The following is a 17,090-nucleotide window of genomic DNA, read 5'->3' as shown; positions in this document are numbered from 1 at the left end:
CGCGAAGACGCGCGGGTGTGTGGCGACCTGTTCGCCGGTGCCCTTGCCGCCGCACAGTCCGGCGGTGATCAGGTGGTAGGTGTCGCGGCGGTAGGTCTCGGCGCAGGTGGCGCAGCGGGTGACGCGGCGGTTGTTGCACCGTACGAGGAGCTGTCCGGCCGGGAGGGCGGTCGAGTCGAGGTGGCGCAGGACGGGGCCGATCTCGCCCGTCCGGGTGTCGACGTGGTGTTCCGTGCGGTGTCCGGTCAGGCGGATGGGACGGGAGCAGCCGCCGAGGGTGGAGAGCTGGCGCAGGAGTCCGGGCAGTTGCCCGTACGTGGCCAGGCGACGCAGTTCGGTGCGTACGGGTGCGGTGTCGCGGGCGATGATGGTGCTTCTCCTTTGTCTGACATCTGTGTCCGGTTGAAGGGGAAGGCCCTGCCGGGGGCGGCGGATGCTTGGCGGTATCGAGGCCACCCCGGCAGGTCGCTCAGGGTTGGTCGGTGCGGTTGACGACGTCGACGCCCGTGCGGGTGCCTGAGTCGATGGCAGGGGCGAGGAAGGTCTCGCTGAGGTAGAAGCCGAAGAGAGTGATGACGGCGACGACCCAGAGGCGGACGCCGAGGAACTTGACGGCGGCCCAGGCGATGACGCCGAGGACCAGGACGAGCGGCAGGGAAACGGTCACGGTCGAGGACTCCAGTCGGCGGGTGTCAGCGCACGGGGCAGCGGTGTGTACGGGCGGCGAGGTCGGCGGCGGCGCGTGAGTCGTAGTCGGCGGAGAAGCCGCAGCGGGACGCTGTGCAGGCGGCGGTGTGCTTCTCGCGGCCCCGGTTGTCGTTCGCGGTGCCGACCTGCACGGGGCCGGTTCGTGCGACGTTCTTGAAGCGTTTCGGGCGCATGACTGAGCTGTCCTTTCAGGCGAGTTGGGCGGCGATCTGCTGCGCGAGGGCCGGCGGGACTCCGAGCCGGGCGCGCAGGGTGTCGGTGTCGATGGGTTCGCCGGTCCGCTCCTGGTGGGCGGTGGCGACCTTGCGGGCGTGTTCGACCAGGGCGGCCGGGACAGCGGCGGGAACGGGGCCGAGCGCGGGTTGCTGGTCCCCGAACTTCGGTGTTTCGGGGGTGGGTTCAGGCGTCGCGGGGTCCGTGGTCGGTTCGGCCGGGGCGGGTGTGTGGGCGAGGAGCATTCCGCCGAGGAAGGCGATGGCGGGCCATCCGGCGACGAGGATGCGAAGCCAGTCGGGAACGTCGTTGAGGTCGAGGAGCCCGGCGGTGGCGATGTTGGCGCCGAGGGAGGCGACCAGGGCCGTCAGGAACCAGCACCACCCGGACGCGGTGGAGTGTCCGGAGCGAAGGCGACGCCAGGCCGCGACGAGCAGCAGGTCGACGCTGATCGGGTAGGCCCAGGCTTTCCAGCCGTGTTGTCCGGCGGCTTCGGCCAGGTCGTGGAGGTGGGCGAAGGACAGGGCACCGGCGATCACGGCTTGGATCAGTACGGCGTCGATCCGGGCCAGGGTGCGGCGCATCGTGGGACCTCCTTTCGGTTTCGGGCATGGCGGGGGTAGGGAGTTGGCGCGCTTGAGGTCGCGCCGACCGTGGGACGAGTGGTCAGCCGGTTACGGGACGTGGTGTGGTCAGCGGCGCGGTCTTCTCGGCCGGGCGCGTGGGCACGAAGGGCCGGAAGGAGGCGAGCGCGGGCAACTCGGGTACGAGTGCGGCGGTCTCGTGGCAGACGGCGGAGGCGACGCCGAGGGAGAGATACGGAGTGCGGATGCGGGTCCAGCCGCCAGAGGTGTCACCGGCGATGGCGAGGCCGGGGCGCTCGGGGGCGATGGAGCAGGCGGCGCCGACCGCTTCCGGCGCGATGTCGCCGAGTGCCATCTTGGCCGAGGATTCGTCGTTGACGCGGTGGCAGACGCGGCCGGAGAGCTGAGCGCGGAGCATCGTCGCGCCTTTGCCGAGTTCGGCGCCGAAGCGCTGCCCGCAGATCTCCAGGAAGATGCCGGCGGCGCGGCCGAGCTGGGCGAGACGGATGAGTTGGGTGACCATCTCGTCCCGCCGTTCCTCGTCCTTCTTGGTCGCCATGAGGAAGAGTTCGGCCACCTCGTCCACGAACAGCACGACGGGTATGGGGCGTTCGTGCTCGGGCAAGCCCCAGATGTCCGAGGTGATGTCCTCGTCAGGGGTACCGGAGGCGATGCCCTGACGGGCTTTGATCAGGTCGTACCGGTCTTCCATCTCGGCGACGAGTACGGGCAGCAGCTCGGCTGCCTCGTCGGGGTTGGTGGCCAGTGCGGACAGGCGAGGCGCGAAGGGCGCGAGTTCGACGCCGCGTTTGCAGTCGATGCCGACCAGGGCCACGGGCTGGCGGGCGAGAACGCTGATCAGGTTGCGCAGGTACATGGACTTGCCCGACAGCGTTGCTCCGAGGGTGAGTTGGTGCGGGACGGCCAGGTAGTCCCGTACGAAGGGCTGTGCGTTCTCCCGCAGGGCTACCGGCACCCGCAAAGCTTCCGGCCGTGCGGCTTTCGGCATCCGGACGCGCGTCAGCACGTCGAAGCCGACCAGGCGCAGCTCGACCACGCCCGGTTTCTCGGCGGTGACGTGGACGGCGTGAACGCCCCAGGCATGGCGAAGGCGCTCGGAGGACGCGGCGACGTCTGCCGGTTCCTGGCCGGGAGCGAGACGGAGCCTGAACCGCAGCCCGGTCGAGGTGGGCCGGATCAGTCCACGCCGAGGCGGTACGGGGCGGATCTCGCGCCGGGTGGCAGCTCGTACAGCCAGGACGCGCAGACGGGACGGAGGGGCGGTCAGGCCACAGGCTTCCATGACCGAGACGTACGAGGTGAGCAGTCGCACGACGGCCAGCGGCAGGCCGATGGCGCACCAGAACAGGGCCGGGCGGTGAATCCGGGCCCAGGCGGCCCCGACGCCGAGTGCGACGAGGGGCCCGCCCAGTACCGCGAGTGTCAGCAGGTCGGACACGTCAGGCTCCCGCGCCGATCGTGGCGGGGATGGCACCGGCGGTCACGGCGGCGGCCCGGTAGGCGATGCCGTGACGCTGCTGCCCGTTGAACACCGACTCCCAGGGCCGGGCGATCAGCCCCGGCAGCGAGACCGGCGCCCCCAGGACCAGGCCGTCGGTCACCCCGCTCTCCGGAATGGTGACGTGGATGAGGGCCGACTCGCCCTCGTCGATGTACACGACGCCGACCTTCATCAACGCCTCACCGCTGATCGCGTCTTTGGCGATCTCGCCGGTCTGCCGGTCGCGCACCTTCGGTTCGGGCGTCTCGGTCAGCAGGATCGTCGCGGTGGAGGTTTCAACTCGGATGGAACGCACGGGATGTATCTCCTTGGGATCAACCTCGATCCAGTGCATCTAGTCGTGTAGACAAGTTGCGTGCTGAATCGGGGTGTTGCTGGAACGCGAACCACTGTGACATACGTCTTGCCCACTCGTCTATACGAGTATGCCTCTTGGTGCGTACGAGTCCCAAGGAGAGGCCCCCTGGAAGCGGTGGCCGCTCATCTCGTGCCTCACCAGCCGTCAGGTCGCGGGCAGTTGGTAGTTCAGGACGTACGCGTCGGCCGCCATGACCGTGTCGCACACCTCCACGGCGCGGCCCTTGGTGTCGAACGCGGTGCGAATCAGATGGATCACGGGCACTCCGGAGGACAGCCGCAGCGTCTTCACTTCCAGAGGGGAGGGCATCCGTGCCCGGATCTCCTCTTCGAAGTGGTCGAGCTTGTGGCCCAGTTCTTCGAGCCGGGCGTAGATCCCGCCGGGGCCGGGGTTGGGCTGGGCGATGGGGGTGTTACGGGCCAGGTCGAGCGGCAGGTAGGAGACGGCGAACTCGACGGGACGGCCGTCCAGCAGGTACCGGCGACGCCGGGCCAGGACGCGACGCGGGGCGCCGAGCCGAGCGGAGATGTCCGGGGTCGGGCGCTCCTCCTTGACCTCCAGGTTGTCCACCTCCGGGCGACTGCCGGCAGCGTCGGCCTCCACGATGAACGCCGACTTCCCCTGTTCGCGGTGGCGCCGCGCGAACCGGTCGGATGCCAGTCGGCGTACCGGAGGGCGGGGCCGGACGAAGACGCCCTTGCCGTGCTCGGACGAGACCAGACCCTCGCTCTGGAGCATGGAAAGCGCGTTGCGCACGGTCATGCGGGACACGCCGAAATGCTCGACCAGCTCCGATTCCGAGGGCAACTTGGAGCTCTCGGCGAAGCGTCCCTTGTCGATTGCTTCCCGCAGCTGATCGGCGATCTGCCGGAAGACAGCTCGGTCACTGGTCGGGTCCAGCGAGCCGAGCAGGCCCGGAGTAAGAGCGGCCACGTGTACTCCTTTGGATATCTAGACAAGAGGCTGAGTCCAGTTGCTACGGTGAGAGCCTAGTCAGCCAACTGGACGAGGACTGCCGAACGTGACCACAGCCGAACGTCCCCACTCCGTGAGCGTCGCCGGGGTGATCGTGGACAACCACGGCCGCGCCCTGCTGATCAAGCGACGCGACAACGGGCACTGGGAACCGCCGGGCGGTGTGGTCGAGGCCGGCGAAACTCTTCCCGACGCGCTCCAGCGGGAAGTCCTGGAGGAAACCGGCATCAAGATCGCCCTTCCGGCGACCCTGACCGGCGTTTACAAGAACATGACGGGCCTGATCGTCTCGCTCGTCTTCCGCTGCGAGGCCATCGAGGGCCAGCCCACGACGGGCGACGAGACCAAGGCTCTGCGCTGGGTCACTCGCGACGAAGCGGCCGAGCTGGCCGACGAGGCGTACGCGATCCGCGTACTGGACGCCCTGGACGCGGCGTCCCCCGCCGCTGTACGTGCCCACGACGGCGTGAAACTCATCTAGCACTGAACAACGGTCCATGGCCGCCCACCAGCATAAAGGCACTTGTATGCACGAGTATACGAGCAAAGTGCGAGTCTGGGGACTGACTTGCCCAGGTTTCCGCGAAGAGGTCGGCCGGGCGCGGAGGTGGACCCGTGACGTCCTTGCCGGGCACCCGAGAGCGGATGACGTGACGCTCATCGTGAGCGAGCTGGGTACCAATGCGCTTCTCTACACGGCCAGCGGCGAGGAGAACGGCGCCTTCCAGGTCGCGCTCGCGCTCTCGGACCACGTGATCGCGGTGTCCGTCACCGACGCCGGGGGCAGCGTCACGGTCCCCGAGGTGGAGCACGCGGAGAAGGAAGCACTGCGCGGCCGGGGCCTCGACATTGTCAGCTCGCTGGCCCACAACGTCAGCATCCACGGCACCAGCAAGGGCTTCACTGTCACCGCGGAACTCATCTCCCACCATCCCGGCAGCCGGCCATGGCGATGAGCGGCGTTCGCGAGACCGCTTACTGGTGCGAGGCCACCGCACACACGACCGCTGATGGCCGCGTTCTCCATTTAGGGGGCCGTCTGACGAGCAGTCCACGGCTCGCTGTCCGGTGGCTTCGGGACAGGGTCCGGGACGTGGCGGATCAGCTCGACCGGCGCTATGCCGCCCCCGGACGCCACTGGGTCTTGGACGAGCCCGAACACGAGCAGGCCCGATCCGCCCTGGCCCGAGGCGACGTCTACGTCTTCAGGCTCTACGACGACACGACGTGCTACATGCTCTCGGCCCGCCCCACGGGACAGACGCGATGAACCGCCCGACGCCCGTGCTCCTACGCGGCTACCGGTGCGAATGCCACACAAGCCGCCCCGCGAACGGCGATGCCACCACACTGCTCGGCTCCATCGACGTGGAGACCGCACCCCAAGCGGTCCGCTGGATCAGAGTCGCCGTGCGCACCCTCTCGCCGGCCCTCAACTCCGAAGCGTTCGAGGAAGCGTGGCAATGGCTCTCGGAGGACCACCACGACGCGCTCCAGGCCCTCGTCCAGGGCGAGCCCATCACTCTCACACTCCAGCAAGGCGCCACGACCATCCAATGGACTGCCCGTCCGGTCCAGTTCCTCAAACTCACCACTCGCCAGGGCATCAACCTCCCGGCCTGCACACGGGAGTACAGCGCCCCCGCCCGACAGCGTGAGTAACAACTTTCTCTACGGTTTCAAGGCGCCTCGCTCCGCTCACCGCGCGCAGGCCCGGCCCCGGCCGGGCCTGCGCTCCTGTCTCCGCCCCGCTCCAGCCCGGCCAGCGCCCGTGCCGCGCTCAAAGCACGCAGCCACCTAACGCCAGAGACGAGGTACATCGTGGCCGGGGCGGTCGGCTCCGCGGCTTTAGCCACCTCCCCGGTCAGGGTCCCACGTCGAGCAAGACCAGGGGCCACTCGTGCTAATTGCGGTCAGGCCCAAAGCCTGCCCGAGTTGCCAGCCAGCGTACGGCCCCCTGATCATGCTCGACCCCAGACCGGGCAGGCCACCGGCCAAACCCGCTCCGCCGACCTCATCTGCGCACAGATCGGACGGATATACCGAACTCCCCCCACGAGGGCCGCCTCATCTCTATCCTGAGCTGGTGCGGACTAGAGGGGAAGCAATGAGCTATACGACAACTGAGCTGAAGTCTCGCTACTCAGACCCTGAGGAGCAGAAGAAACTCCTCAGGCTGTTTGGGCTCAGGAGCCTAATGACGAACTCTATTTTGCCCAACAGGTATAAGGTCCCATCAGCTCTGCATGACCCCATCATTCTAACCCCCGCTGGCGACGAGCTCTGCAAAAGACTCATGCGTATTCGTAATTTCAAATGGCCAGATGTGAGGCTTGCCTGCTTTCTAGAGTTCTACCACGATGAACTCTTTGTGGATCATCTACAAACAGACATTCCCGCCCTCACGGCAGCTTTGAATGTCGAGATCACTGAAGGGCGGATTAGGCACCCTTACGTCTGGGGCAGGGAACTCTACGACAAGGCTTACGAAATTTTTCCCCACGAACCATCGGAGGTGTCTGCGGCAGAGACAGCCCGACTCCTTGAAGGGACACCCAGAGGGGTTTTCCAGGAAATGGACCTAGTTACCGGACCTCTAGGAATTCTCAGAAGCGAAGAATTTCGATTGATTCCGGCGACAGTAGATATTCCGCTCTTTCACTGTTCCAAAGTCAGCTGCACCAGAGTGCACCGAACTTATCTCAGGACAACAGAAAGTCAGATCCATAAAATCCGTGACAAGGTCGCAGAGATACTCGACAAGGAGTACGGAAAGGAGTCCGAATTTGGGCTATTCCTAATGGAGTCCAGCAATTCCTCGATCGGATACTACGATGACATGAAAACTGCGAATGATATCGCCCTACTCGGAGAATGCTTCACTCGTGAAGAGCTAGACTCGATCGCTCTTTTCGGATTCAAAGGAAGAGAATCGCACCTGCGTCGCGCATTGACCGGCAATGGTGTTTCCGTGCGCGACGCGAAGGATTTCCTGCAAGGCCTTGATAAAGCAGGCGTAACACAAGCATTGTTGCTGATGACAAGTAAGCATCTTTATGCATGTATCGATGCAGCTATCCATTCAGGCGCTATCGCGATCCCTCAGGATGAAGTGCGTGTGCCGCGTATTATTCCTATTGAGTCGGGCTACTACGACACGACCTCTGAGTGCTCTACCTTCGGAGTACGAGTCGTCCCAAGTGATGGTGCGCTGGCGGTCCTCAGGCTCAAGCGACTTGTGCTTTCTATCTACGACTTGGAGGCGCCAAGCGCGAGGGACAACTTGAGCTGGCGCCTGCGTCGGGTTGATGGGAACACCCTTGAGGAAAAGCTCGACAGCTACCTCACAGATGAACAGCCTAGTCGTGTAGTACGCGATCTGATTCTCATCGGTCCGGAATCTTTTGCCACCGCTGCACGACTGTGCGGTGTATCTGAGCTAATCGAAGCAGCCGCGATGGAAGATGAAGAACTCACGAACATCATCCTTTGGAAGTTGGGCTTCGAGCCAGTAAGTTCCGATGAAAACGCTGGAATCCTTCGACAGCGGCGTGACGTGTTCGCTCAGGCGGTTGCAAACTTTATTGGCTACAGCGAATCAGACCGATCGCGCATTAGGAGTCACTCGTCCAATCTGTTTGTGGCACTTGAGCACACTCTAGATGCCGCGCTGTCGTACTGCGTTTGGGCATTGACATATGACCATGTGACCGCTCATCCGCGCTTCCAATACCTTGCAAAGGACGCGCGAGTCCAGATGGCTCACGTGCTGAACCAAGCGCCTGCACGGGGTGGCGACGCCATTATCTACTCACCTCAAGGATTGAATACTCTCTTCCCCCTAATCTCAGGGTTCTCTCGACTCCGGGATTATCTGATGGGCAAATGGGAAGAGTCCGAGGCTTACTTGCGCGCCTCTGAGGATATGCCTCCCTATGTATCCGCAACGGATCTCACGCGGTTCGGTTTTCCGTACACCATTCCCTTCTTGAACCTAGCGAGGGATTCTCAGGAGAAGATCCTGGAACACCTCGGCGATGCGACAAGAATCCTGGAATCGGGCCAAGTTGCCGGTGTCAGAAATCGCCTTGAGCATCAACGTGAGGATTTCCCGACCGCAGATGAAATGAACCGATGCATTCGGGCGATTGAAGATTTTCTGGAGCTGATCGAGCAATCCGGCATCTACCCGATGGTATTCACCTGGGTTGGCTTCTCGGGAGATTCCGCAGGTCGGCGATCCTTCTCTTACGTTGACTATCGCGGCCGTGAATATGTATTGCGAACCCCTACAGGGATCGCGGGCACAGGTACGCCTCCGCGCAAGAACAAGCAAATCATCTTCACCGGAGCAGTGATTTCGGGTTCCACGATGCCGCTCAGCTTCAGTATCGGCTCTCAGAGTTCTTACACAGAAGCATGGCAGGATTGGCCGAAGCTACGAACTGCGTCCTCATTTGACGCGAACGTTCGAGAACTCGGTACTCGCGCCTCGGGCCTTGCCGGGTAGCGCTTGCAGATGCGTGAGTACCTCACTTGTGGTGCGACGGCCCCGCACCACAACCGCACCAGATCGAGCGGGGAGCAATAGGGAACCACTGGGAAGACGACGGCGTATACGAGTGCCCCAGGGAGCCGTCTGCGCAGGTCAACGCAGGCACCCGCATAAGAGCGCCGCAGCTTCCCAAGCTGATGTACAGGCAACCTGACTATGTGCTGCAGCAATCCCGCATTTCAACTCGGACGCAGGCCAGCTGCCTTGGCCACTGCGTCCCCGAAGCGCATATCCCACGAAATGAGAGAGGCCTCGATGCCCCTCCGAAGGGTGTGACGGAGTCGGCGCCCGTAGATCGTCGCGAGCGATACGGCTGACGTCGTTCCGTCCCAGACAACGTGAGAAGCGCCGGCGCGGAGAGCAGACAGAGCGGCCAACGAGGTGTCGTCGCCATCGCTCAACGGCCGTTCGAGTTGTTCCCACTCCATGACCTAACCTCCAGTCGGAATGCTGCTGTACAGCAGCGAAGTACAGCAACCACAGCAACCGACCACATCCCATGGCGCCCCCCAGGACCCCAGCAGTGGCCTGTATGGACATCGTTGACCGATCCGGCTAGAGCTACGGATCTGAAGTACCCTGCCAAGTGGTGAGGTCGTCCGCACGGTAAAGGCCGCGACCCGGGGTGCGAGCAGGGTCGGCTGCCTCACCACCACCGCAGGACCGTGCCACTCTCGTGCCAGAACGGGCGGGGAACCACAGGGAGTCAGCAGCAACGACGGGGAACACGCCGGAGCTTGTCGCACTGTTGTAAGCGCAGGTCAGAGCAGCATCCACCTAATCTCGCTCCTAAAGTGGTGGTCCAGCCCGCTCACCGAGTCCACACCCGGCGGAACTCTTCGGCGGAGACGGTCTCCAGCGGATCCCCTTCAGGGTCGATCGCTCGGTCTGTCAGGCCGCCATGCTCGTCCTCCAGGTGCTCCCAGCTGTACCGGTGGAGTCGGCCGGCCGAAGTTAGCTCGGCTTGCTTGATGACGATCAACTCACCGTGGTCGGGTACGGCTTCGATGTACCACAGACCGCCCTCCTCGTCAGCGTGACGGAAGTGGTGCCGCAGGGTGGCATTCTCATCGAGTGCTCGGAAGTACGTCACGGTCTCTGCTCTGATGCGCTCCAGGTCGACCACGGGACCATCGTGCCAGCGAGCGAGCGCGGGTTGCCCGTTCTGACATCCACGAGTGACATCAACGACGCCGGACGTCAGCACCCCTAGGCGGTCTCGCATGGCGGCGTGGCCGGGCGGTTCCCCGGCAGTACCGAGGCGGGATCGAACTCATAAAGCGGGTGTCGCAGGTTCGAATCCTGCCGGGGGCACATGAGAAAAGGGCACCTACGGATCTCCGTAGGTGCCCTTCGGCGATTCAGGCGGCGTGTGGGGTGAAGGTGACGTGCGAGTCGCCTTCGTCGATGGTCAGGTTGAGAGTGCCGTCAAGGGCCTTGGCCAAGCGCCGCAGCAGCGGAAGAGTCGGCACGGTGTCGCCACCCTCCATCCGGGAGACCTGGGGCTGCGTCATCCCGGCCCGTTCCGCCAGTTCCGTCTGGGACAGACCGAGCTCGATGCGACGGTCGTATACCGCCTGGCCGAGGTCGCCGGCCAAGCGGGCGTCGACGTACTCCTGGTCGTACTCCACCGCCTCCCCCGCGAGTTGCCGGGTCCGGCGCGTCCTCCACGTGCTGTGGTTCATCAGCTCTCCTTGCGCCGTTCGTACGTGTACTGGGCATGGCCATGCTCGGCCTCGCAGACCTTCTGGACCTGGTGCGCACGCTCGACTTCCGCTGCTTCACGCATCCTCGTCTTGCGGAAGACCGTCAACAGCACGATCCGTTGCCCCGGCGCCAGCCAGTAAGGAATGCGTACGGCCTCACCATCCAAGTCAAAGCGGAGCTCACGGAGCTTGCCTCCCAGATGCCGCGAGTACGGCTCGCCGAGGGTCGTCGGCTCGTCCAACAGTCGGTCCGTCTTGTCCTCGACCCGCCGGTAGAGACGGAACGGAAGGAGTTCCAGCCAATCCCGCACCTCGGGCTCGATCTCGATCTGCCACCGCTCCACCATGCAATCAACGATATATACCTCGGAATGCATACCGCAAGCCACCGTGGACCTCGGTGCTGCCCCTACTCAGATCGCGCTGCCACCTCAGCACACCCTGGAGGTCGCTGCCTCCGACCCAGCCAGACCGATTCGGCACACCCGAGGACGGAAAGCCTCGCGAAGACGTGAGAACCGCAGAGGGGAGTTTCCCCAGGTCAGCCAGCTATCGACAGACATTTGCGCAGGTCACAGCACCCTCCAGGAGAAACCCACAACGCGGGTGTCACAGGTTCGAATCCTGCCGCATGACGCATCACCGCTCTGAACTGGGGTTTCTCCCCCAGAGGGGTTCCAGTCGGACTCGAACTCCTCGTCCGGGGCCAGCGTCCTTGGGTGTGGTGCGCACTCTCGGCACAAGCCGGGTGCGGGCGAGGAGTGGCCGAGCATTGGCCGGCGCCGACCGCGCCTCGTACAGCTCGATTGGCCAGGTGGAGCAGGTCACCGTTCTCGCGGGAAGGCCCTGCCGCTCCTTGTGCTGCTGGGCCATCGTCCCAACGTGAGCCCTGGGCGTACCAGCCCAACACCACCCACGTCTCAGAGTTGATGCTTTCGCCGAAGTGCTCCTGCCGCACGGAGTACGAAGGGGTGCGAGAGCCCTCACCCAGCTCAGGAGCACTTGTATATGAGCGGTACCGAGTCTTCCGCCGGTCCCACACCCATCTCACCCGAAGCCCCTCGGAGCATGACTGTTCACGAGATCAACGAGGCGCTGTCCGCGATGGCTCGCTGTTCAATGGCGCTGCTCGGGGAATGTGATGCCGAACAAACGCGCATGGAGAAGTTGGACGAGCTCAGCGAGCTCGGTATCGAGCAGCGTGCTGTTCAACAGGGCGCGCGTTATGAAGCGGATTCCGTTCTGCTCTCAGTCCGTCTGCGATTGGCCAACAAGAACGCGGAGAACCATCGTGCTGCCGCCCGTGAGTTCGTGTCCTGGTGGGTCGACGTAGCTACGACGGCCTGGAAGTCCGCGGTTCTTGGAACGCCGCTGCTCTACGCTCGCGTGGGTGCGGCAGCGCCGAACATCCTGATGGCCGAGGGCGACCTGGCCGTCGTGCCGACGGCGGACGACCTCACCCGGCAGCTCGTGGAGTTCGGCGCCTTCCTCGACTCACCGTTGCCCGGCTCGACATATGATCATGACGAGAACCATGCAGCTGCGACAGCCGATCTCGCAGCCTGCTCCGGCCTGCTCCTGCGTCGAGACGCGACAGGTGAGGTGCGCGTGGTGGACGATGAATTCCCGGAAGCGCGGCGACGTCGCCTCTGGGGCGGGTTCTGGGTCGATCACCGGATCCCTGCGATCCCCCAGCCGGATGAGCTCGACTTTCTACTGGGGCGAACCCCACCGGAGTTTGCAAAGCCCCTGCGGGCTGCTGCCAGGGAGGTGATCCAAGCAGCGATGGCCGGAGTGCGCGTCTCTGAGTTGGGCGACAGCGACGCTCCCTGGACGGGCGTGGAGTCCGCCGAGTTCGACAGGCTCTCCGAAATGCTGGACCGGCTGACGGCGCTCCTCGCGGTCTACGCACAAGCCATCACCAACTGCCTGCCCGCTGTGAGAGCCGCTGAGAAGGGCCAGAGTGATACGCACAGCACCAGCTGAACTTCAGCCCTGCATCAGTCCCTCATAGCAGTACCCAGGGGCGGCCTCGGTCCATTCCGCTTAGCGCAAGGGGCAGAGCACTAAAGCCGCTCAACATTCGTCGACTCCCAAATTCCTCGCATACGCTCACGGGCCTGATCGGGCGCAGGGACTCGTTCAAAGACGCCCGGGGCAGCCCGGTGGATAATATCGATCCCGTAATGGTGCAGAAGGTGACGTTCCTTGGGGCCGAGGGATTCCGGAAAGAGCGCTGTGAGGCGGTCGACCCCGCCGGGAGCGTATCGTGCGTAGTCGAGCAGTTGCGCCAAGGCCTCGCGTACGTAGCTACGCCCGACGCGCGACTTGGCCTCGATGAGTTCCCGCCCATCAGGACCATCCAAATAGATGTCACATATGCCCGCCGCACTGGCAAAGCGCTTCGCTGTGGTCTCGCTGAGAGTTCCACAGAATTCGAGGACCAACGCCGACTCGTCCCGGTTGAAGAGAATCTGCCGAGCGTCTCGATCGACCGTCACGGAGCGGACGTGTTGCCGCTCCACCGGCAACTCGCTGACCGTGCCGGGCCGCGCCATCGCACCAGCTTCCTCCAAGGCCGTCCTGGTGGTGATGAGCAGACCGTCGATTCCCGCACGGGCGCGCTCGCCGGAAAGCACCAACTGTCCTGGGTACTGGAAGTTGGACTTGTAGTCGAGAAGAGCGCTCAACGTGGCATACGGAATCTCCGTCGGCTCGAACTGGCGCAGGCTGTAGACCGTGTGCCAGCTTTCGCCGCCGAGCTTCGGCGGCCACATGATGTCAGCGAAGGATCCGTTCTGGAAAATGGCCCCGATCTCGCCGATGGCACGTACGTGGTTCTTCCCTGTGAAAAGCACCACGTCACCAGAGGAGACTTCGGCCATCTTGGCGTCGTGGCCTGACGTGGCGCCCCAGAAGCGGGCCTCCCCACCCGGGTGGAACTTCGTCAGAAGACCCAGCTGTTCGCCCGTCAAACTCCCGGCGTACTCGGACTCGGCGAAGGGCACGAGCTGGTCCAGGGTGTCCTTCCAGTGCCGGCGGGACTCGGCACTGCCAAATGCCGGAGAGACTAACAAGCGTGTCGCGAAGCTTGAGTCGGCAGGTCCCGGCCCTGCTTGGGGTCCCTCGACACCGAAGCCGAGTCGGGTCAGCACCGGGACAACCGTGGCGGCCCCACCGGAGAAGTCACCTGATCCCAAAGCGCGGCCATTCACATGACGGTGAGCCGCACCGACGATGGCCTTGGAGTCATATCGACGGCCGCCATGAAGGATCAAGTAGCTTCGAGCGGGCTTGAATCCGTACTTGGCGAGGAACGCTTGCCTGCCCAGGCCGTCGTACTCCGCGAGTGTGTGAAGCACGTGATCGCGAGTGACGTTATCGATTCCCACACTCCGATCATATGACTATCGGTCAGCCCAACAACGGCCAGCAGCGGCGCCCGGATGGACCGTTCCACACGCGACGACGAACGCAGCTGCGTCCTGCTCGGTACCGTGACGGCAACAGTCCTCGTCATCCGGCTCCTGACCTGGCGACCTCAGGAGCCATTCTCGGCAGGCCGCTGATGGCCACAGGAAACCGGGCTGCCGTGGCTGTCGAAGACCTCGGCGTCAGCTCCCGAGTTCACCCAGACCGTGATGCCCTGGCTGTGCACGACCACGTTGAACGGCGACTCCTCCGGCTCCACACGGGCCACCACCGTGAACTCCTCGCCAGGACGCATCCAATGATCGGTGCCCCACGGCTCGACCCAAAGGCAGAGCATGGTGTCGGTCTCGTTGCTCACGCTCGTCTTCGCCACGGGCGCACCGTATCCGGCAATGTGAACGGTCGGCCAAGTCCTGGCCCGGCGCGACCCTGTATGGGCCCCAGCGCTTCTGCGTCCCCCGGCGCCGACTCAACCAGCTCCAGGTTCAGCGGGTCCGCTCGAAGACGTACGCGCACCGGCTTCGGGGGAAGTGTCACAACGGTGTCCCGACTCTCACCTGCGGGCATTGCCGGTACAACCCTCGTGGTCCGTCGCGAGTCAGAGACGCCGCGATGAGGTGAGGGCCTTCGCACAACCGCGGTGCGGGAGTGGCATAAGATGCGCGCGAGCCTCGTAAGGACCACATAATAGGATGTACACGTCATGATAATCCGTGCCCCGTATCGTTCCGTTCGCGGTATATCCGTCGCTGTTGCCCTCATCGCGATCGGCGCGGTGGGGTGCTCGGACGTCTCCGACGCCGTCGACAGTGCCAAGGACGGCGCCAAGAAGGTGGCTCGTCAGCGGTCGGTGTTCTCGCTGGACATCGGTGACTGCTACAACCCGACCGGCAAGGCCGAGGGGATGGCCTACACCGTCGAGATCGTGCCCTGCAAAGAGGCGCACGAGGGGCAGGTCGTCGGGGAGTTCGCGATCGACAAGGGTGCGGAGTACCCCGGCGACGACGCGATCTCGACGATCGCGGACACCCGCTGCCCGGTCGAGGCGCAGAAGTACTCCCCGGACACCTGGGCGCTCCAGAAGGGCGTCGCCCTCTTCTACTACACCCCGACCAAGGAGAGTTGGGTGACGGGCGACCGTGCGGTGAGCTGCACCTACACCGCGGAGGAGGGCAGGTTCAGCGGATCGCTGGACACCGCGAAGTCCCTGAAGCCCGAGCAGACCACGTACCTCACCGGTTCGAACGCGGTCTACGAGGCCCTGTGGGCGAACCAGCCCGAGGAGGAGATGGTCGAGGACGACCTGGCCGCGTACAAGAAGCAGGCCAAGGCCGTCACGGCCGCCCTCGACGGGCACGTCAAGGGCCTGGACGGCATCGAGGGCGCCGAGGTCGGCAAGCTCCGCGCGGCGCTGGCGAAGGCGGCCGGGAACTGGAAGAAGGCCGCGAACGCCGGCGACGCCGACACGTTCTACATCGCCTACGACTCCGCGTTCACCGGCATCGACCCGAACAAGTCCGTCGCCGCCCGCAAGGAACTGGGCCTGGCCACCACCGTCCCGGCCGACGAGGCCGAGGTCTGGGCGGGCTGACGCTCCGTCGGGTCGGTGGGGCCGGGTCCGTCGCGTCAGACGCCGGGTGTGGTGGTCAGGACGTGGTGGTCAGGGCGTCGATCAGTTGGCGGGCGCGGGTCTTCTCCGTGAGGAGGGTTTCGACCAGGGGGCCGGTGCCCGGGTCGGGCACCGGTTCGCGGTCGGAGGCGGGCGGGCTCGCCGTGCCCGTCGCCTCGTCGATGTACTGCTCGGCGGGGCGGGCGTCGGCCGTCAGAAGGATGCGGTCGGCCGTCAGCGCGCTGTGGACCGAGGCGTAGTCGATGCCGAGGCCGGCCAGCCGCTCGCCGCCCTTGTAGCGGGTGTTGGGAGCGGGAGCGTTCTCGCCCGCCAGATGCGGGTACTGGAGCGCGACCTCGTGGGTGGCCAGGATCGCCAGCAGGACGTGCTCGGTGCCCATCGTTCCGTCGCCGAGGCGGTGCGCCTGCTCATGGGTCTCCATACCGACCCACCAGGCGGGCCTCGACGCCAGGTTGGACCCGGCGCTCCTGACCAGCCACCGCTCCCAGAAGGGCAGGTGGCGGTAGATGCTGCGGCCGAGAAGAACGTCGCGGGTGGTGTGCAGCAAGGGGGCGAGGGCGTCGTCCCGGTCCGCGGTGGCGTCGGCGCCGCCGTCGAGGCGGGCGCGTACGGCTCGCGGGGAGATACCGCAGACGCCCAGCATCTCCACCGCTCGGTTGTCCTCCTCCAGCAGCCCCCGCAGCAGCTGGACGGCACCGAACCGCGCGGCGTCCTCCCGTTGCGCCAGCGCCATCGCCGCTCTCAGGGCCCTGGCGGCGGCGCCGGTGAAGCGGACGCGCCGGTCTCCGTCCTCCCCCAGCACATCCTGGGCGGCGACGCTTTCCCGGACGTCGTCCGCACCCCTCCACGCGGAGTCCTGGTCCTTCCTGTCCCGCAGCACGGCCATCAGCGCTGTTCGGGTCGCCCCCGCGTCCGCGAGCGCCTCGCGCGCGGCGCCGTTGGCCGTGGTGATGCCGGCGAGCAGATGCTCGGTACCGATCGCCCCCTCGGTGGTCGCCTGAGCCGCGCCCCGGGCAGCCCCGAGGATGCCCGAGATGCTCCAGTCGGGCTCCTTGATCGCTTCCATACCGCCTTGCCTTCTTCCCTCTTCTTGCTGGTCCTGGTGCCTCTCCACACAGGGTGCCCCTCGTCGTGCGGCAGACGCCACGATCCCCACACGGACTTCCCCAACTCCCCTTGCCATGACACGGTTTGACCACGGGATCGCTGGAGTTCGCGGCTCGCGGCCCACGAATCGCACGGGTCGTACGGGTCGTACGTGGCGAAAGGGGCCGACGCGGGGCGCACGCGGACGGCAGCACTGACGGGGGACGCGCATGGAGAGTGACGCCGCATGGCCGCAATGAAGTTCTACTCGCTCGAATCCAGTGATCCGGGGCGGCTCGGGCCCTACCGGTTGCTGAGGCG

At 65.1% G+C, this 17,090-nt stretch carries 20 protein-coding genes; 7 read left to right on the top strand and 13 right to left on the bottom strand.

Features of this window, described 5'->3' with window-relative positions; all coding sequences use genetic code 11:
* The 7 genes from GXP76_RS25185 to GXP76_RS25155 form a co-directional block, all read right to left on the bottom strand.
* On the bottom strand, positions 1-324 hold a 324-nt coding region (locus tag GXP76_RS25185; RefSeq protein WP_374362471.1), incomplete at its 3' end, for a replication initiator.
* Positions 325-469: 145 nt separating this feature from the next.
* Positions 470-667, bottom strand: a complete 198-nt coding sequence (locus GXP76_RS25180; protein ID WP_242573880.1) for a hypothetical protein — start codon at positions 665-667, stop codon at positions 470-472.
* A gap of 25 nt (positions 668-692) precedes the next feature.
* Entirely contained in the window at positions 693-881 is a 189-nt protein-coding gene (locus GXP76_RS25175) for a mobile element transfer protein (RefSeq protein WP_242573879.1), read from the bottom strand.
* Positions 882-896: 15 nt separating this feature from the next.
* Positions 897-1,505 (bottom strand): DUF2637 domain-containing protein, encoded by a 609-nt coding sequence (locus tag GXP76_RS25170; RefSeq protein ID WP_242573878.1) that lies wholly within the window; start codon positions 1,503-1,505, stop codon positions 897-899.
* 82 nt (positions 1,506-1,587) lie between these two features.
* Entirely contained in the window at positions 1,588-2,964 is a 1,377-nt protein-coding gene (locus GXP76_RS25165) for an FtsK/SpoIIIE domain-containing protein (protein WP_242573877.1), read from the bottom strand.
* Position 2,965: 1 nt separating this feature from the next.
* Positions 2,966-3,322, bottom strand: coding sequence for a hypothetical protein (locus GXP76_RS25160; RefSeq protein ID WP_242573876.1), 357 nt, complete (start codon positions 3,320-3,322; stop codon positions 2,966-2,968).
* 207 nt (positions 3,323-3,529) lie between these two features.
* Positions 3,530-4,318, bottom strand: a complete 789-nt coding sequence (locus tag GXP76_RS25155) for a GntR family transcriptional regulator (RefSeq protein ID WP_242573875.1) — start codon at positions 4,316-4,318, stop codon at positions 3,530-3,532.
* 115 nt (positions 4,319-4,433) lie between these two features.
* Here GXP76_RS25155 and GXP76_RS25150 point away from each other — a divergent pair, with 115 nt between their 5' ends.
* The 5 genes from GXP76_RS25150 to GXP76_RS25130 all read left to right on the top strand — a co-directional run bounded on the left by GXP76_RS25150 (position 4,434) and on the right by GXP76_RS25130 (position 8,870).
* Positions 4,434-4,841, top strand: a complete 408-nt coding sequence (locus GXP76_RS25150; RefSeq protein WP_242573882.1) for an NUDIX hydrolase — start codon at positions 4,434-4,436, stop codon at positions 4,839-4,841.
* A 46-nt stretch (positions 4,842-4,887) separates the two neighbouring features.
* Positions 4,888-5,316: an ATP-binding protein gene (locus GXP76_RS25145; protein ID WP_242573881.1), complete on the top strand. Its 429-nt coding sequence runs from the start codon at positions 4,888-4,890 to the stop codon at positions 5,314-5,316.
* A gap of 137 nt (positions 5,317-5,453) precedes the next feature.
* Positions 5,454-5,630 (top strand): hypothetical protein, encoded by a 177-nt coding sequence (locus GXP76_RS25140; protein ID WP_242573874.1) that lies wholly within the window; start codon positions 5,454-5,456, stop codon positions 5,628-5,630.
* Positions 5,627-6,022 carry a hypothetical protein gene (locus GXP76_RS25135; protein ID WP_242573873.1) on the top strand — a complete coding sequence of 132 codons (396 nt, stop codon included), beginning with the start codon at positions 5,627-5,629 and terminating at the stop codon, positions 6,020-6,022. Before GXP76_RS25140 ends, GXP76_RS25135 begins: the two co-directional genes overlap by 4 nt.
* A gap of 445 nt (positions 6,023-6,467) precedes the next feature.
* Positions 6,468-8,870 (top strand): hypothetical protein, encoded by a 2,403-nt coding sequence (locus tag GXP76_RS25130; RefSeq protein ID WP_242573872.1) that lies wholly within the window; start codon positions 6,468-6,470, stop codon positions 8,868-8,870.
* Between the two features lie 856 nt (positions 8,871-9,726).
* On the opposite strand, the gene GXP76_RS25125 is transcribed toward GXP76_RS25130, so the two are convergent.
* The 3 genes from GXP76_RS25125 to GXP76_RS25115 all read right to left on the bottom strand — a co-directional run bounded on the left by GXP76_RS25125 (position 9,727) and on the right by GXP76_RS25115 (position 10,968).
* Positions 9,727-10,041 (bottom strand): hypothetical protein, encoded by a 315-nt coding sequence (locus GXP76_RS25125; protein ID WP_242573871.1) that lies wholly within the window; start codon positions 10,039-10,041, stop codon positions 9,727-9,729.
* A 235-nt stretch (positions 10,042-10,276) separates the two neighbouring features.
* Positions 10,277-10,600: a helix-turn-helix domain-containing protein gene (locus tag GXP76_RS25120; protein ID WP_242573870.1), complete on the bottom strand. Its 324-nt coding sequence runs from the start codon at positions 10,598-10,600 to the stop codon at positions 10,277-10,279.
* Positions 10,600-10,968 (bottom strand): type II toxin-antitoxin system RelE/ParE family toxin, encoded by a 369-nt coding sequence (locus tag GXP76_RS25115; RefSeq protein WP_242573869.1) that lies wholly within the window; start codon positions 10,966-10,968, stop codon positions 10,600-10,602. The genes GXP76_RS25120 and GXP76_RS25115 overlap by 1 nt, the downstream gene beginning before the upstream one ends.
* A gap of 721 nt (positions 10,969-11,689) precedes the next feature.
* Here GXP76_RS25115 and GXP76_RS25110 point away from each other — a divergent pair.
* A complete protein-coding gene (locus GXP76_RS25110; protein WP_242573868.1) occupies positions 11,690-12,607 on the top strand; it encodes a hypothetical protein in 918 nt (305 codons plus the stop codon).
* An 80-nt stretch (positions 12,608-12,687) separates the two neighbouring features.
* Here the strand turns inward: GXP76_RS25110 and GXP76_RS25105 are convergent, their stop codons facing one another.
* Together GXP76_RS25105 and GXP76_RS25100 are read right to left on the bottom strand one after the other, a co-directional pair.
* Positions 12,688-14,013, bottom strand: coding sequence for a hypothetical protein (locus tag GXP76_RS25105; RefSeq protein WP_242573867.1), 1,326 nt, complete (start codon positions 14,011-14,013; stop codon positions 12,688-12,690).
* A 149-nt stretch (positions 14,014-14,162) separates the two neighbouring features.
* Positions 14,163-14,426 carry a hypothetical protein gene (locus tag GXP76_RS25100; protein ID WP_242573866.1) on the bottom strand — a complete coding sequence of 88 codons (264 nt, stop codon included), beginning with the start codon at positions 14,424-14,426 and terminating at the stop codon, positions 14,163-14,165.
* A 330-nt stretch (positions 14,427-14,756) separates the two neighbouring features.
* Between GXP76_RS25100 and GXP76_RS25095 the strand changes: the two genes are divergently transcribed.
* A complete protein-coding gene (locus GXP76_RS25095; RefSeq protein ID WP_242573865.1) occupies positions 14,757-15,644 on the top strand; it encodes a septum formation family protein in 888 nt (295 codons plus the stop codon).
* A gap of 55 nt (positions 15,645-15,699) precedes the next feature.
* Here GXP76_RS25095 and GXP76_RS25090 read toward each other — a convergent pair whose 3' ends face one another.
* Positions 15,700-16,749 (bottom strand): Clp protease N-terminal domain-containing protein, encoded by a 1,050-nt coding sequence (locus GXP76_RS25090; RefSeq protein WP_242573864.1) that lies wholly within the window; start codon positions 16,747-16,749, stop codon positions 15,700-15,702.
* Positions 16,750-17,090 lie beyond the last annotated feature (341 nt).

Source organism: Streptomyces sp. NP-1717 (genome assembly GCF_022695985.1).
Classification (GTDB): Bacteria; Actinomycetota; Actinomycetes; order Streptomycetales; family Streptomycetaceae; genus Streptomyces.
The sequence above is the reverse complement of the archived record's forward strand: the minus strand, read 5'-3'. Positions and strand labels throughout refer to the sequence as shown.

Coding starts and splice junctions, on each gene's coding strand:
- GXP76_RS25090 (WP_242573864.1), bottom strand. CDS start 16,749: ATGGAAGCGATCAAGGAGCCCGACTGGAGCATCTCGGGCATCCTCGGG.
- GXP76_RS25145 (WP_242573881.1), top strand. CDS start 4,888: ATGCACGAGTATACGAGCAAAGTGCGAGTCTGGGGACTGACTTGCCCA.
- GXP76_RS25120 (WP_242573870.1), bottom strand. CDS start 10,600: ATGAACCACAGCACGTGGAGGACGCGCCGGACCCGGCAACTCGCGGGG.
- GXP76_RS25175 (WP_242573879.1), bottom strand. CDS start 881: ATGCGCCCGAAACGCTTCAAGAACGTCGCACGAACCGGCCCCGTGCAG.
- GXP76_RS25115 (WP_242573869.1), bottom strand. CDS start 10,968: ATGGTGGAGCGGTGGCAGATCGAGATCGAGCCCGAGGTGCGGGATTGG.
- GXP76_RS25170 (WP_242573878.1), bottom strand. CDS start 1,505: ATGCGCCGCACCCTGGCCCGGATCGACGCCGTACTGATCCAAGCCGTG.
- GXP76_RS25135 (WP_242573873.1), top strand. CDS start 5,627: ATGAACCGCCCGACGCCCGTGCTCCTACGCGGCTACCGGTGCGAATGC.
- GXP76_RS25110 (WP_242573868.1), top strand. CDS start 11,690: ATGACTGTTCACGAGATCAACGAGGCGCTGTCCGCGATGGCTCGCTGT.
- GXP76_RS25130 (WP_242573872.1), top strand. CDS start 6,468: ATGAGCTATACGACAACTGAGCTGAAGTCTCGCTACTCAGACCCTGAG.
- GXP76_RS25095 (WP_242573865.1), top strand. CDS start 14,757: ATGATAATCCGTGCCCCGTATCGTTCCGTTCGCGGTATATCCGTCGCT.